The 14,048-nt window shown below is 72.3% G+C and carries 16 protein-coding genes; 12 read left to right on the forward strand and 4 right to left on the reverse strand.

What is annotated here, in order from left to right; genetic code table 11:
* Window positions 1-2: 2 nt before the first annotated feature.
* On the reverse strand, window positions 3-869 hold the full coding sequence (fdhD, locus tag HNP84_RS21825; protein WP_312925420.1) for a formate dehydrogenase accessory sulfurtransferase FdhD: 867 nt from the start codon (window positions 867-869) through the stop codon (window positions 3-5).
* 181 nt (window positions 870-1,050) lie between these two features.
* Here fdhD and HNP84_RS21830 point away from each other — a divergent pair, with 181 nt between their 5' ends.
* The 7 genes from HNP84_RS21830 to bfr all read left to right on the forward strand — a co-directional run bounded on the left by HNP84_RS21830 (window position 1,051) and on the right by bfr (window position 6,077).
* Window positions 1,051-1,893 carry a biotin--[acetyl-CoA-carboxylase] ligase gene (locus HNP84_RS21830; protein ID WP_185051645.1) on the forward strand — a complete coding sequence of 281 codons (843 nt, stop codon included), beginning with the start codon at window positions 1,051-1,053 and terminating at the stop codon, window positions 1,891-1,893.
* Window positions 1,894-1,926: 33 nt separating this feature from the next.
* Window positions 1,927-2,439, forward strand: a complete 513-nt coding sequence (locus tag HNP84_RS21835) for a PH domain-containing protein (protein ID WP_185051646.1) — start codon at window positions 1,927-1,929, stop codon at window positions 2,437-2,439.
* Between the two features lie 48 nt (window positions 2,440-2,487).
* The gene (locus tag HNP84_RS21840) at window positions 2,488-3,516 is read left to right on the forward strand and encodes an adenylate/guanylate cyclase domain-containing protein (RefSeq protein ID WP_246518476.1); all 1,029 of its coding nucleotides are present in this window, start codon (window positions 2,488-2,490) and stop codon (window positions 3,514-3,516) included.
* Between the two features lie 55 nt (window positions 3,517-3,571).
* Window positions 3,572-4,657, forward strand: coding sequence for an S-(hydroxymethyl)mycothiol dehydrogenase (locus HNP84_RS21845; RefSeq protein WP_185051647.1), 1,086 nt, complete (start codon window positions 3,572-3,574; stop codon window positions 4,655-4,657).
* Window positions 4,658-4,662: 5 nt separating this feature from the next.
* Window positions 4,663-5,280, forward strand: coding sequence for an MBL fold metallo-hydrolase (locus HNP84_RS21850; protein ID WP_185051900.1), 618 nt, complete (start codon window positions 4,663-4,665; stop codon window positions 5,278-5,280).
* A 117-nt stretch (window positions 5,281-5,397) separates the two neighbouring features.
* Window positions 5,398-5,577 (forward strand): (2Fe-2S)-binding protein, encoded by a 180-nt coding sequence (locus tag HNP84_RS21855; protein WP_185051648.1) that lies wholly within the window; start codon window positions 5,398-5,400, stop codon window positions 5,575-5,577.
* 14 nt (window positions 5,578-5,591) lie between these two features.
* A complete protein-coding gene (bfr, locus tag HNP84_RS21860) occupies window positions 5,592-6,077 on the forward strand; it encodes a bacterioferritin (protein WP_185051649.1) in 486 nt (161 codons plus the stop codon).
* Between the two features lie 351 nt (window positions 6,078-6,428).
* Here bfr and HNP84_RS53270 read toward each other — a convergent pair whose 3' ends face one another.
* Window positions 6,429-6,644, reverse strand: coding sequence for a hypothetical protein (locus HNP84_RS53270; RefSeq protein ID WP_246518477.1), 216 nt, complete (start codon window positions 6,642-6,644; stop codon window positions 6,429-6,431).
* Window positions 6,645-7,127: 483 nt separating this feature from the next.
* On the opposite strand from HNP84_RS53270, the gene HNP84_RS21870 reads away from it, so the two are divergent.
* Entirely contained in the window at window positions 7,128-7,796 is a 669-nt protein-coding gene (locus HNP84_RS21870) for a response regulator transcription factor (RefSeq protein ID WP_012888073.1), read from the forward strand.
* A 3-nt stretch (window positions 7,797-7,799) separates the two neighbouring features.
* Window positions 7,800-9,074: an ATP-binding protein gene (locus HNP84_RS21875; RefSeq protein ID WP_185051650.1), complete on the forward strand. Its 1,275-nt coding sequence runs from the start codon at window positions 7,800-7,802 to the stop codon at window positions 9,072-9,074.
* A gap of 69 nt (window positions 9,075-9,143) precedes the next feature.
* Here HNP84_RS21875 and HNP84_RS21880 read toward each other — a convergent pair whose 3' ends face one another.
* Window positions 9,144-9,626 carry a GtrA family protein gene (locus HNP84_RS21880; protein ID WP_312925427.1) on the reverse strand — a complete coding sequence of 161 codons (483 nt, stop codon included), beginning with the start codon at window positions 9,624-9,626 and terminating at the stop codon, window positions 9,144-9,146.
* Between the two features lie 313 nt (window positions 9,627-9,939).
* On the opposite strand from HNP84_RS21880, the gene HNP84_RS21885 reads away from it, so the two are divergent.
* Genes HNP84_RS21885 through purE form a run of 3 tightly spaced genes read left to right on the forward strand, consistent with a single transcriptional unit; the run spans window position 9,940 to window position 12,601 of the window.
* Window positions 9,940-10,902: a DUF8094 domain-containing protein gene (locus HNP84_RS21885; protein WP_185051652.1), complete on the forward strand. Its 963-nt coding sequence runs from the start codon at window positions 9,940-9,942 to the stop codon at window positions 10,900-10,902.
* A gap of 32 nt (window positions 10,903-10,934) precedes the next feature.
* Window positions 10,935-12,089 carry a 5-(carboxyamino)imidazole ribonucleotide synthase gene (locus HNP84_RS21890; protein WP_312925429.1) on the forward strand — a complete coding sequence of 385 codons (1,155 nt, stop codon included), beginning with the start codon at window positions 10,935-10,937 and terminating at the stop codon, window positions 12,087-12,089.
* Window positions 12,090-12,103: 14 nt separating this feature from the next.
* Window positions 12,104-12,601 (forward strand): 5-(carboxyamino)imidazole ribonucleotide mutase, encoded by a 498-nt coding sequence (gene purE / locus HNP84_RS21895; protein ID WP_312925528.1) that lies wholly within the window; start codon window positions 12,104-12,106, stop codon window positions 12,599-12,601.
* Window positions 12,602-12,624: 23 nt separating this feature from the next.
* On the opposite strand, the gene HNP84_RS21900 is transcribed toward purE, so the two are convergent.
* On the reverse strand, window positions 12,625-13,938 hold the full coding sequence (locus HNP84_RS21900) for a UDP-glucose dehydrogenase family protein (RefSeq protein ID WP_185051653.1): 1,314 nt from the start codon (window positions 13,936-13,938) through the stop codon (window positions 12,625-12,627).
* Window positions 13,939-14,048 lie beyond the last annotated feature (110 nt).

A 14,048-nucleotide genomic window follows, 5' to 3' on the forward strand; every position in this document is an offset into this window, starting at 1 on the left:
GCTCACACCGCGACCCGCTCGTGCCCGGCGTAGATGTTGAACCGCTCGCCGCGCAGGAAGCCGATCAGCGTCATGCCGAACTCCGCGGCCAGCCCCACGGCCAGCGAGGACGGCGCGGACACGCCGCACACCACCGGCGCGCCCGCGACCAGGGCCTTCTGCACGATCTCGTAGCTGGTCCTGCCGCTGACCAGCAGAACGTGCCCGGCGAGCGGCAGCCGGCCGCCGAGCAGCGCCCAGCCGGCGAGCTTGTCCAGCGCGTTGTGCCTGCCGACGTCCTCGCGGGTCGCGACCAGCGAGCCGGTGCGGTCGAACAGGGCCGCCGCGTGCAGGCCGCCGGTCTTGCCGAACACGCTCTGCGCGGCCCGCAGGCGCTCGGGCAGGGAGTACAGGACCTCGGGCGCGATCGGCTCCCCGCCGGGCGGCGGCAGCGGCGGGAGCCGGCGGGCGCGCAGCGCGTCGATGCTCGCGGTGCCGCACACCCCGCAGGCGCTCGACGTCAGGAAGTGCCGGTCGAGCTGCGGCAGCTCGGGCAGCGCGGACGCCTCCAGCCGCACGGTCACCGTGTTGTAGCGGGCCTCGGGCGGCACGTCCTCGTCGGTGCAGTAGCCGATGGCGGCGATGTCGCCCGGCCGCGCCACGCCCTCGGCGTACAGGAAGCCCGCGGCCAGCTCGAAGTCGGCGCCGGGAGTGCGCATGGTGATCGCCACCGTGCGGCGCGGCGCGGCCGGGCCCGCGCCCGCCTGCACCCGGATCTCCAGCGGCTCCTCGGTGGCCAGGTCGTCGCGCCGGTCGCGCGCCCCGCCCGGGGTCACCTCCCGCACCCGGGCCCGCGTGGTCGGCCCCGGCCGGTCGTGCGTGGTCGTCACGGGTTCACCCGCCTCACTGCGTCGTCGGGGATGCGCGGGTCCAGGCGTTCGCTCATACGACCATTGTCCCGCCGGTGAGCATTGTCCCGCCGGTGAGCCTTGTCCTGCTGCTGAGGAGTGTCCTGCTGCTGAGGAGTGTCCTGCCGGTACGGGTGTCCCACGGGTGCGGGAGGATGGCCGCATGCCTGACTCGCCGTACACCGACCTCGACCGGCCGCCGCTGTCCGCGGCGGCGCTGACCCGCGCGCTGGTCCGCCCCGGCTCCCTGTGGTCCTCGATCACCGTCGTGGACAGCACCGGGTCCACCAACGCCGACCTGGCGCGGGCGGTGCGGGAGGGGCGGGTCTCCGAGGGCGCGGTGCTCGTGGCCGAGGCCCAGACGGCGGGTCGCGGGCGGCTGGGCCGCGCCTGGACCGCGCCGCCCCGCGCCTCGCTGACCTTCTCCTTCGTGCTGCGGCCCACCGTGCCGCCCGCGCGGCAGGGCTGGCTGGCGCTGCTGACCGGGGTGGCCGCGGCCAGCGCCGTACGCCGGGTGGCCGAGGTGGACGCCCGGCTGAAGTGGCCCAACGACCTGCTCGTCGGCGAGCGCAAGCTGGCCGGCATCCTCGCCGAGCGGGTGGACGACGCCGTGGTCGTCGGCATCGGGCTGAACGTGACCCTGCGCGCCGACGAGCTGCCGGTGCCCACCGCCACCTCGCTGGCGATCGAGGAGGCCGCCTCGACCGACCGCGACCCGCTGCTGCGCGCGGTGCTGCGCGAGGTCGAGCGGCACTACCGCGACTGGTCCGAGCACGGCGGCGACCCCGACACCAGCGGGCTGCGCGCGGCCTACCTGGCCGGCAGTGCCACGGTCGGCGCGCGGGTGCGGGTCGAGCTGCCCGGCGACCGGGCCCTGACCGGCCGGGCCACCGGCATCGACCCGTTCGGGCAGCTCCTGGTGGCGCCGGACGACCCGGCCGAGGGCGCCGAGCGGGCGCTGAGCGCGGGCGACGTCATCCATGTACGCGGCGCGCACAAACCGTGACGCGGCGGGCGGCGGCGTGCCACGATGTGGCGCATGGGTCTGCCCGATCATCATCTGACCGAGGGGGAGCTGCGCGTCAGCTCCTTCCACCCGCACTGGAAACGGCTCGCCGGGCCGTTCCTGGCCCTGCTGCTGATCGTCGCCGCGTCCGGGGCCGGCATCTACTTCGTCCCCGGCGAGTGGGAGTACTCCCTGTACGCCCGGCTGGCCATCGCGGTGGTCGCGGTCATCCTGCTCACGATCTGGTCGTTCGTGCCGTATCTGAAGTGGAAGAACACCGCGTACGTGCTGACCACGCACCGGTTCACGATCAGCAGCGGCGTGCTGAACAAGTCCACCGACGAGATCCCGATGACCAAGGTCAACACGGTCAGCTCCGACCAGACCGTGCTGGAGCGCATCCTGGGCTGCGGCACGCTCACCGTGGAGTCGGCGGGGGAGCGCGGCCAGATCGCGCTGCGCGACATCCCCAAGATCCAGGAGGTGCGGGCCCAGCTCTTCCGCCTGGTCGAGGACGCCTCCGACGGAGACATCGACGGGCGTTGACGGCGGCCGTCCCGAGTAGTCTCCTGACCTGGGGAGAGAAGGGACGGGATGGACGAATCAGACGAACCCCCTGCGATGGAACGGCCCACGACGCAGGACATCGAGAGGGTCTTCCTCGGTGACACGCCCAAGTACACCCGCATCGACGTCAGCGCGCTGTCGGGGGTGCCCCAGCACCTGAGCGAACGGATCTGGCGCGCGCTCGGCTTCGCCACGCTCGCCGACGACGCGGTGGCGTTCACCGACTCCGACGTGCGGGCGCTGCGGCGCGTACGCGCGATGCTGGATGAGAAGCTGCTCGACGAGCGCGCGGTGATCCGCATGTCGCGGGCCCTCGGCCAGACCACCGCCAGGCTGGCCCAGTGGCAGGCCGAGATCATGATCGAGGCGCTGATCGGCGACGGCGACCGCGTCTCCTCGGGCCGCCCGCCCGGCGACGCCGAGCTGGCCCGGCTGCTCGGCACGGCCGCGCGGCTGCTGCCCGACTTCGAGTCGGTGCTCGTGCACGTGTGGCGGGCCCAGCTCAGCGCCGCGGGCACCCGCCTGCTCGCCAACACCGACCTCGACTCCCCGGCTGCGCCCGGCAGGCCCACGCTCGCCGCCGGGTTCGCCGACCTGGTGTCGTTCACCCAGGTCGCCCGGGAGCTCGACGAGCACGGCCTGGCCGGGCTGGTGGAGGACTTCGAGGCGCGGGCGGCCGACGTCATCGCCGCCCACGGCGCCCGCCTGGTCAAGACCCTGGGCGACGAGGTGCTGTTCACCGCGCCCGACCCCCAGGTGGCGGCGGCGCTCTCCCTGGACCTGGCCCAGGCCGTACGCCGCGGCGGCGCCGGCCCCGACCTGCGCGTCGGCCTGGCCTACGGCCCGGTCGTGCCGATGATGGGCGACGTGTTCGGCACCACGGTCAACCTGGCCGCCCGGCTGACCGCCATCGCCAGGCCGGGCACGATCGTCATCGACGAGGCCATGGCCCAGGCCCTGGGCGGCGCGCCCGGCCTGGAGGTCCACCGCATCCGCCGCCGCCCGGCCCGCGGTCTGGGCCTGGTTCAGCCCTACGTGCTACGCCGGAGTTCCTGATCACGTTTCTAGCGGCACAATGGCTGCTGTTGGCAACGAAAGTGAGGAACGGGCCATGCCGTACGAAGTCAGAGGCGTGATCGCACGGGGCAAGGGCGAGGCTGTGTCGCTGGAGACCGTGGTGGTCCCCGATCCGGGACCGGGCGAGGCGGTGGTGAACGTCCAGGCGTGCGGCGTGTGCCACACCGACCTGCACTACCGCGAGGGCGGCATCACCGACGAGTTCCCGTTCCTGCTCGGCCACGAGGCCGCGGGCGTGGTCGAGGCGGTCGGCCCCGGCGTGACCTCGGTCGAGCCGGGCGACTACGTGATCCTCAACTGGCGCGCGGTGTGCGGCGAGTGCCGGGCCTGCCTGCGCGGGCGTCCCTGGTACTGCTTCAACACCCACAACGCCGCGCAGAAGATGACCCTCGCCGACGGCACCGAGCTGAGCGCCGCGCTCGGCATCGGCGCGTTCGTGGAGAAGACCCTGGTCGCCGCCGGGCAGTGCACCAAGGTGGATCGGCGGGCCGAGCCCGCTGTGGCGGGGCTGCTCGGCTGCGGCGTGATGGCCGGGCTGGGCGCCGCGCTGAACACCGGCAACGTGACCCGGGGCGACAGCGTGGCCGTCATCGGCTGCGGCGGCGTCGGCAACGCCGCCCTGCTCGGCGCGTCCCTGGCCGGCGCCGCCAAGATCATCGCCATCGACGTGGACGATCGCAAGCTGGAGTGGGCGCGCGACTTCGGCGCCACCCACACGATCAACTCCCGCACCAGCGACCCGGTGGAGGCCGTGCGTGAGCTGACCGGCGGCCACGGCGCCGACGTGGTGATCGAGGCGGTGGGGCGGCCCGAGACGTACAAGCAGGCGTTCTACGCCCGCGACCTGGCCGGCACGGTCGTGCTGGTCGGCGTGCCGACCCCGGAGATGACCCTGGAGCTGCCGCTGCTGGACGTCTTCGGCCGCGGCGGCTCGCTGAAGTCGTCCTGGTACGGCGACTGCCTGCCCACCCGCGACTTCCCGATGCTGATCGACCTCTACCTCCAGGGCCGGCTCAACCTCGACGGCTTCGTCAGCGAGCGCATCGGCCTGGGCGACGTGGAGGACGCGTTCGCCAAGATGCACCGCGGCGACGTGCTGCGCTCGGTGGTCGTGCTGTGACCGGCGTGGAGAGGGTGGTCACGTCCGGCACCTTCTCGCTGGACGGCGGCACCTGGGAGGTGGAGAACAACGTCTGGATCGTCGGCGACGACCAGGAGGTCGTGGTCATCGACGCCGCGCACGACGCGCGGGCGATCCTGGACGCCGTCGCCGGCCGCCGGATCAAGGCGGTCGTGTGCACCCACGCGCACAACGACCACATCAACGCCGCCGCCGGGCTGGTCGAGGCCACCGGCGCGACCGTCCGCCTGCACCCCGACGACGACGTGCTGTGGAAGATGGAGTACGGCGAGAAGCTCGGCTACGCCCCGCTGGCCGACGGCGAGGCGCTGACCGTGGGCGGCGTGCGCCTGGAGGTGCTGCACACCCCCGGGCACGCGCCGGGCGCGGTGTGCCTGTACGCCCCCGACCTCGGGGCGGTGTTCACCGGCGACACCCTGTTCCAGGGCGGGCCGGGCGCCACCGGCCGGTCGTACTCCTCCTTCGGCACGATCATCGAGTCGATCCGGGAGCGGCTGCTCAGCCTGCCGGAGGCCACGGTGGTGCACACCGGCCACGGCGCCGACACCTCGATCGGCGCCGAGGCCCCGCACCTCGACGAGTGGATCGCCCGCGGCCACTGAGCCTGGCACGTTACGCGGGGGTGTGGGCCAGCTCACATAGGCAAGGCTAACCTCGGTGAGGTACTTTAGGTGTGCCTAACCTAATGCTTCGCCGGTCGTGAGAGGTCCCACCCCCGCATGTACGTCTGCATCTGCCGAGCCGTCACCGAGAACGAGGTGCACGACTGCATCGCCGCCGGGGCCCGTACGGCGCGGCAGGTTCGCGACACCACGGGCGCAGGGGGGGACTGCGCGCAATGTGTCCGGAAGATCTGTGCGATGCTGAAGCGGTCTGAGGAACTAGCACCGACCGCATAGCACGAGGGGCCCCGATGCAGGGCGACAAGCAGATCATCGAACTGCTCAACGAGCAGCTCACGTCCGAGCTGACCGCCATCAACCAGTACTTCCTGCACGCCAAGATGCAGGAGAACTGGGGCTACACCAAGCTGGCCGAGCACACCCGGGCCGAGTCCTTCGAGGAGATGCGCCACGCCGAGCGGCTGACCGAGCGCATCCTGTTCCTGGAGGGGCTGCCCAACTACCAGCGCCTGGGCACACTGCACATCGGCCAGACCGTCGAGGAGCAACTCCGCGCCGACCTCGACCTCGAACTCGGGGTCATCCGGCGGCTGCGCCCGGCCATCACGCTGATGCGCGAGAAGGGCGACATCACCTCGGCCCGGATCTTCGAGGACATCCTGGAGAACGAGGAAGAGCACATCGACTACCTCGAAACCGAGCTGGGCCTGATCGAGGCGCTGGGCGAGCAGCTCTACCTCGCCCGCTACGCCAGGCCGCGCTCGTCCGACGACTAGCCCTCGCGGCTGGACACCGACCGGCCGAGCGGGGTTACCGGCCGGGGTCGATCCGGGCGTGCCGAGCGTCGCGCGCGAACCGGGCCTTCCCCCGGCCGGGCCGTACGCCGCCTCGCCGAGGCGGGGGTGCGCCAGTTCATCGACGTCGGCGCGGGGCCGCCCAGGCAGGACAACACGCACCAGGTGGCCCGGCGGCACGCGCCCGCACGCCCACATCGACTTCGCCCGCCCGTAGCCGTGCCGCCGGCGGCCGTGCCGCACTCCCGTCCCCGGCGACGCCGAGGCCGAGCGGATCGCCGCCCGCGCCAGGGAGTGGCTGTCGCCCCGCGGCCACCTGGTGCTCTCGCACACCTACGACGGCGACGCCGACGAGGAGGAGGACGACGAGGAGAGCGTCGCGGCGGCGCAGCGGGTCCACGCCGCGACCTCCTCGGGCGGCCTGGCCCGCCACGGGTACGACCAGATCGGCGGCTGCTTCGCGGCCTGGAGCTCCTGCCATCCGGCGTGGTCCCGGTGGCCGCCCCGCAGCCCGGCACGCCGTCCCCAGAGGATGAGCCCGCCGAGCATGCGATGCGCCCGTGGAGCACGGGCTCATGGAGCACGGGCCCGCGGAGCACGGGCCCATGGAGCACGCGCCCGCCGAGCGCGCGTCCCCAGAGGATGAGCTTGCCGAGCACGCGCCCGCCCACGATGATCGGCCGGGGTGGGCCCGGCATCCTGGCGGGCATGGGCATGGGCATGGGCATGGGCATGGGCAGGGGCAGGGGCCCCGGGGCGGAGTGATATCGCGGGGGATGCCGCGACACGCCTGCCGGACACGGATTGAAATGGGTCTGCGGGGATATGTAGGGGATTAGCGGCGGGCCGTAAAGGGTGGGGCGTTGCTCTCCGTACCCGGCGGGGCCCGTCCTGTACCGTTGAAACTCGAACCGTTGCGTGATGACTAACCGTCATTTATCAGTGTTTGCCCATGCCAATGGATAGGTCAATGACGAGTCAAACCGCGCGCTGTGCCCGGGAAACGATCCCCTAAGGTCCTACGATCGCACCATGACCTGCGTACTTCTCGCCGAGGATGACACCTCGATCTCCGAGCCCTTGGCGCGCGCACTGCGCCGAGAGGGCTACCAGGTTGAGGTGAGCCCCGACGGCCCGCAAGCGCTTGAGCGGGCGCTGTCGGGTGGAATCGATCTGATAGTGCTGGATTTGGGACTGCCGGAGATGGACGGCCTGGAGGTCGCCCGCCGTATCCGCGCGGAGGGGCACGGCACGCCCGTGCTGATCCTCACCGCCCGGGTGGACGAGGTGGACACCGTGGTCGGGCTAGACGCCGGCGCCGACGATTACGTCACCAAGCCCTTCCGGCTGGCCGAGCTGCTGGCGCGCGTACGCGCGCTGCTGCGGCGCGGCACGTCCGAGACCCCCGTCGTTCAGGGGGTTCGCATCGACGCCGACTCCAGGCGCGCCTGGATGGGAGACAAGGAGCTGCATCTCACGACAAAGGAGTTCGACCTGTTGCGCGTGCTCGTGCGCGACGCCGGCAAGGTGGTCACGCGCGAGCAGATCATGCGTGAAGTGTGGGACACCAACTGGTGGGGTTCCACCAAGACGCTCGACATGCACATCTCCTGGCTGCGCCGCAAGCTGGGCGACGACGCGGCCAAGCCGCGGTACATCACCACGGTGCGAGGGGTCGGCTTCCGCTTCGAGCGCGAGTAGTGGATGCGCCGCCGACTGCTGTCCTCCACCCTGGTCGTCGCGGTCATCGCCGTTCTGCTCCTGGGAGTCCCTCTCGGCGTCGTCGTCAGCAGGCTCATCGTCGACGAGGCCGGCCAGGAGCTGCAGTCGGATGCCCGGCGCCTGCTCGGGGAGGTCGAGTACGCCCGAATTCAGGACGAACCCATCAGTCCCCAGCAGATAGCCCGGAACTATCCGGATCGCTATATACAGGTGTATGAGGGTGGTAACCCCCCCAAAGTCACCATGGTGGGCACCGAACCGATCGCCCACCACAAGATGACCGCCGACGCGCACTCCGAGAGCGGGGTGTGGGTCCAGGTCAGCCGTGACCGAGGTGAGGTGGAGCAGGATGTCCGCGCCCGGCTCCTGCTCATCGTGGCGCTCGCCGCCGCGGCGCTCGCGGTCGCCGTCGGGCTCGCCATCGTGCAGTCCCGCCGGCTCACCCTCCCGCTGCAGGACCTCGCCATGATCGCCGAACGGCTCGGCTCCGGCGACGCCCGGCCGAGCAAGCACCGTTACGGCATCCAGGAACTCGACCGGGTCGCGGAGGTCCTCGACCGCAGCGCGACCCGCATCTCCGACCTGCTGAGCCGGGAGCGGGAGTTCGCCACCGACGCCTCCCACCAGTTGCGCACCCCGCTGACCGGGCTCACCATGCGCCTGGAGGAGATCGTCGAGGCGGCCGACCAGCCCGACATCGTCCGCGAGGAGGGCGAGGCGGCCATCGTCCAGGCCGAGCGCCTCACCGCGGTGATCGACGAACTGCTCGCCGCCGCGCGCAGGCAGCGGCACGCCCAGGCCCGGCCCATCGACATCGACACCGTCCTGGTGCAGCAGGTGACCGAGTGGGAGCCCGCCTTCCGGCGCGCCGGCCGCAAGCTCGTGCTCGACGGCGACCGCGGCCTGCGCGCCATGGCCACCCCGGGCGGGCTCGGCCAGGTCGTCTCCTCGCTGCTGGAGAACTCCCTGGAGCACGGTGACGGCCCGGTGGTGGTGTCCACCAGCAAGGGCGAGAAGTCGATCGTGATCGAGGTCGGCGACCAGGGCCCCGGCATCCCGGACGACCTGGCGGCCAAGGTCTTCGAGCGCAACGTCAGCGGTCGCGGCGGCACCGGCCTCGGCCTGACCCTGGCCCGCGCCCTCGCCGCCGCCGACGGCGGCCGGCTGGAACTCGTCCGCCCCCGGCCCGCGGTCTTCGCGATCTTCCTGTTGCCGGTGGACGGCAACGGCCGCAGAGTGGTCAGCGGCCCGGCCTGACGGCCGGCGATACCGTACGTACCGGCCGGGTGTGACGGATTTGACGGGCGGCGGCCCGCGCCCGAGCGCTTACCGGCCGCGCGGCGCGGCCTCGGCGTCGGCGAGCGCCACCGGTGGCAGCTCGGGCTCCAGGAACACCCACTTCTTGTAGGACCAGAAGCGGAACAGCGTGCCCAGCCCGGTGCCGATGATCAGCGCGATGTTGTAGCTGATCGGGTCGTGCAGGTTGAGCGTGTAGGTGACGAACCCGATGACCAGCAGCGAGATCAGCAGCCCGATGCCGTTGAGGATGAAGAACAGGATGTACTCCCTGGCCAGGCCGCTCTGCTCGCGGTGGCGCCAGGTCCAGTAGCGGTTGCCCAGGTAGGCGAAGGTCGCGGCCACCACGGTCGCGATCGCCTTGGCGCTCAGCGGGCCGAGCCCGATGCCGTAGCGCAGCAGGTTGGTGCCGCCGAAGTCGATCACGAACGCCAGCGCGCCGATGGTGCCGAACTTGGCGAGCTCGTGGACCAGGACCGCGAAACGCCGGTAGGCGCGCCGGAAGAGCTGCACGACTTCTGCACGGTCCTTTCGGTTCTCGCAGGCGGGACGGCCCCGGCTGCGCTGCCGGCGACGCTGCTGACAGCATCGAGTGGTCATCCTCAGGCTACCGGTGTGAGGACCGGCCTTCGCGCCCGAATGCCGCACTTCGCCCCTGCGGGGCCGGCCGATCACTCACAGTCGAGAGGATAGTCCTGCTTCTTCCCGCTGCTCAGGCCCACTCACGCGAAATATCAGTCTTTGACGGGATATGGGGAGCTCTCAGCGGATAATCTAGGCGCACTCGGGACCGCCGTACGGACGGCCAGGACACCACGGGGACCCCTTGCCGCGTCGAACGCTCGCCCTCACCGCCCTCGCCGCCGCGGCGCTCGCGGTCACGGGATGCGGCGCCACGCGGGCGGGCGAGATCGACAAGATCGACAAGACTGCGCCCCCGCCCCCCGCGCCCACCCAGGAGCGCACCCTCGACGAGGACGAGGCCGCCGAGGCGTACACCCTCCTCGGCGAGCTGGAACGGGCCTGGCGCGAGCGCGACTGCCACACCGTGCGGGCCCTGACCGCCGGGGCGGAACGGACCCTGGGCGGCCGTGCCTGCGACGCCGCCGGGAAGGGCCGGCCCGCCCCCCGGCTCGACGCCCCCGAGGACCCGGTGTTCCTGTTCCCGGCCGAGGAGACCGCCGACCTCTGGTTCGCCGCCCTGACCCGCGAGCCCGACCCGGCGTACTGGGTCTTCGCCTGGCGCGAGGGCGGGTGGAAGCTGGTCGCGGGCGCGCTCCCGCTCGACGGCGAGGCCCCCGACGCCGCCCCGACCGGCATCGGGCCCGCCGAGACGGCGGCCGTGCAGGCCACGCTGGTGCCGCAGAGCCACCTGTCCTACCTCACCGACCCGGCGGGCCTGACCGGCATCTCGTTCCCCTCCGGCGACCCGGTGCGCGACCTGCGCGACGAGTTACGCGACCGGCCCGCGCGCGTACGCCCCGACCGGCTGACCGCCGACGTGGACCTCTCCGCCGACGAGCCCGCCCGTACGCTGGCACTGGCCGACGGCGGCGCGCTCGTCTTCCACACCGTCGAGATCACCTTCCGCCAGCGCCCCCGCTCCGGCGCCAAGACGCCCGCCCACCCCATCTACGGCAAGCGCGACCTGCGCGCCTTCACCGGCACCGCCAAGCCCTCCCGGATCACCGGCACCGAACTGCTCATCCTGGCCACCAGGGTGGCCGTGGACGGCTCCCTGTCCACCGTCGCGTCCCGCAGGGTGGTGACGGACGTGACCACCGGCTGACCGCTGTTGCGGTTTGGGTAGGCTGGAGGCTCGTGAGCAGCCCCAACACGCACGTCACAGGCCCCGTCGTAGGGATGATCGGAGCCGGGCAACTGGCCCGGATGACCCAGCAGGCCGCCATCGGCCTCGGCATCGAGCTCCGGGTGCTGGCCGGAGCACCCGGCGAGAGCGCGGCCCGCGTCGTCTCCGACGTCCGCCTGGGCGACTACCGCGACCTCAACGACCTGCGCGACCTGGCCAAGGGCTGCGACGTGGTCACCTTCGACCACGAGCACGTCCCCACCGAGCACGTACGCGCCCTGGCCGGCGACGGCACCGCCGTACACCCGGGGGCCGAGGCCCTGGTCCACGCCCAGGACAAGGCGGTCATGCGCGAGCGCCTGAGCGCCATCGGCGTCCCCTGCCCCGCCTGGGCCCGCATCGCCACCACCGCCGACATCGAGTCCTTCGCCGCCGAGCACGGCTGGCCCGTGGTCCTCAAGGCGGCCAGGGGCGGCTACGACGGCAAGGGCGTGTGGGTCTGCCGGAGCGCCGCCGACGCCGCCGAGGTCGTGGGCAGCGGCGTGCCGCTGATCGCCGAGGCGCACGTCGCCTTCGAGCGCGAGGTCGCGGTCCTGGTGGCCCGCTCCCCGCACGGCCAGGGCGTCAGCTACCCCGTCGTCGAGACCGTGCAGCGCGACGGCATCTGCGTCGAGGTGCTCGCCCCCGCCCCCGGGCTCGACCCCGAGGCCGCCGCGGTGGCCCAGCGCATCGCGCTGCAGATCGCCACCGACCTCGACGTCACCGGCCTGCTCGCGGTCGAGATGTTCCAGACCGCGTCCGGCATGGTCGTCAACGAGCTGGCCATGCGCCCCCACAACAGCGGCCACTGGACCATCGAGGGCGCCCGCACCTCCCAGTTCGAGCAGCACCTGCGCGCCGTGCTCGACCTGCCGCTCGGCTCGCCCGCCATGACGGCCCCCGTCGTGGTGATGGCCAACCTGCTCGGCGGCGACGACCCGGACATCTTCTCCCGCTACGAGCACGTCATGGCCCACGACCCGGGGATCAAGGTGCACTTCTACGGCAAGGAGGTCCGCCCCGGCCGCAAGATCGGCCACGTGACGGCCCTCGGCGACGACCTGGAGACCGTACGCGCCCGCGCCCGCCACGCCGCCGTCTACCTCACCGAAGGGATCTACACGTGACCAGCCCCCAGGGCATCCCCCAGGTCGGCATCGTCATGGGCAGCGACTCCGACTGGCCCGTGATGCGCCAGGCCGCCGAGGCCCTCGCCGAGTTCGGCGTCCCCTTCGAGGCCGACGTGGTCTCCGCGCACCGCATGCCCCAGGAGATGATCGCCTACGGCACGGGGGCCGCCGACCGCGGCCTCCAGGTCATCATCGCCGGGGCGGGCGGGGCCGCCCACCTGCCCGGCATGCTCGCCTCGGTGACCCCGCTGCCCGTCATCGGCGTGCCGGTGCCGCTGAAGCACCTCGACGGCATGGACTCGCTGCTGTCGATCGTGCAGATGCCCGCCGGGGTGCCGGTCGCCACGGTCGCGATCGGCGGCGCCCGCAACGCCGGCCTGCTGGCCGTACGCATCCTGGCCGCCTCCGACCCCGACCTCCAGGCCCGCATGCGGGCCTTCCAGCACACCCTGAAGGAGCAGGCGTACGCCAAGGGCGAGCGGCTGCGCGCCGAGGCCGCGGAACTTTAGCCGCCCGTCGCCGAACCGTTCGGCTAGGGGCGGCCGAGGGCCCGGTAGTGCCAGCCGGCGGCCCGCCACACCTCCGGGTCGAGCGCGTTCCGCCCGTCCACGATCTTGCGGTCGCTGACGACGGAGCCCAGCACCTCCGGGTCCAGCTCGATGAACTCCTGCCACTCGGTCAGCAGCAGCACCACGTGGGCGCCCCGGGCGGCGTCGAGCGCGGAGGTGCCGTACGACAGCTGGGGGTGCGCCTTGCGCGCGTTGTCCAGGGCGACCGGGTCGTACACCGTGACCCGGCCGCCCTGCCGCCCGATCGTCACCGCCACGTCCAGCGCGGGGGAGTCGCGGATGTCGTCGGAGTTGGGTTTGAACGCCGCGCCCAGCACCCCGACCGTGCACCCGTGGAACGAGCCTCCGGCCAGCTCGCGGGCCAGGTCCACCATGCGCGCCCGCCGCCGCATGTTGATCTCATCGACCTCGCGCAGGAACGTCAGCGCCTGGTCGGCCCCCAGCTCGCCCGCCCGCGCCATGAACGCCCGGATGTCCTTGGGCAGGCACCCGCCGCCGAAGCCGAGCCCGGCGTTGAGGAACCTGCCGCCGATCCGCTCGTCGTAGGACAGGGCGGTGGACAGCAGCTTCACATCCGCGTGCGCGGCCTCGCACACCTCGGCCATGGCGTTGATGAAGGAGATCTTGGTGGCGAGGAACGCGTTGGCGGCCGACTTGACCAGCTCCGCGGTGGGGTAGTCGGTGACGATGATCGGCACGTCGCCGAGCGGCTCGTACACCTCGCGCAGCACCTTCTCCGCCTTCTCGCTGGCCACCCCGAGCACGATCCGGTCGGGGTGCAGGGTGTCGTGGACAGCGAAGCCCTCGCGCAGGAACTCGGGGTTCCAGGCCAGCTCGACCTGGGCGCCCGCGGGCGCGAGGCGTACCAGCTTGTCGGCCAGGCGCTGCGCGGTGCCGACGGGCACCGTGGACTTGCCCACCACCAGGCACTCGCGGTCCAGGTGCGGGGCCAGCGACTCCACCACGGCGTCGAGGTAGGACACGTCGGCGGCGTTCTCGCCCTTCTTCTGCGGCGTGCCCACGCAGACGAAGTGCACGTCGCCGAACGCCGCCGCCTCCTCGTACGACGTGGTGAACCGCAGCCGCCCCGCGTCGAGGTTGCGCCTGAGCACCTCACCGAGCCCGGGTTCGTGGATCGGGAGCTCGCCGCGCCGCAATCGCTCGATCTTGGCCTCGTCGATGTCGAGGCCCATCACCTCGAAGCCCAGTTCGGCCATGCATGCCGCGTGCGTCGCACCCAGATATCCGGTTCCATACACCGTGAGGCGGTAAGGCACGTCTGCGCTCCTCTCCCTCCACACACCCAATCATCGCCGTCGGGTCGCCGAGGCATGCTATCGGCCCACGCCTTCCACGGTGTCAGGCCGGTAAACCAGCGATACGGCCA

It is taken from the genome of Thermocatellispora tengchongensis, from assembly GCF_014202315.1.
In the GTDB taxonomy this organism is placed as follows: Bacteria; Actinomycetota; Actinomycetes; order Streptosporangiales; family Streptosporangiaceae; genus Thermocatellispora; species Thermocatellispora tengchongensis.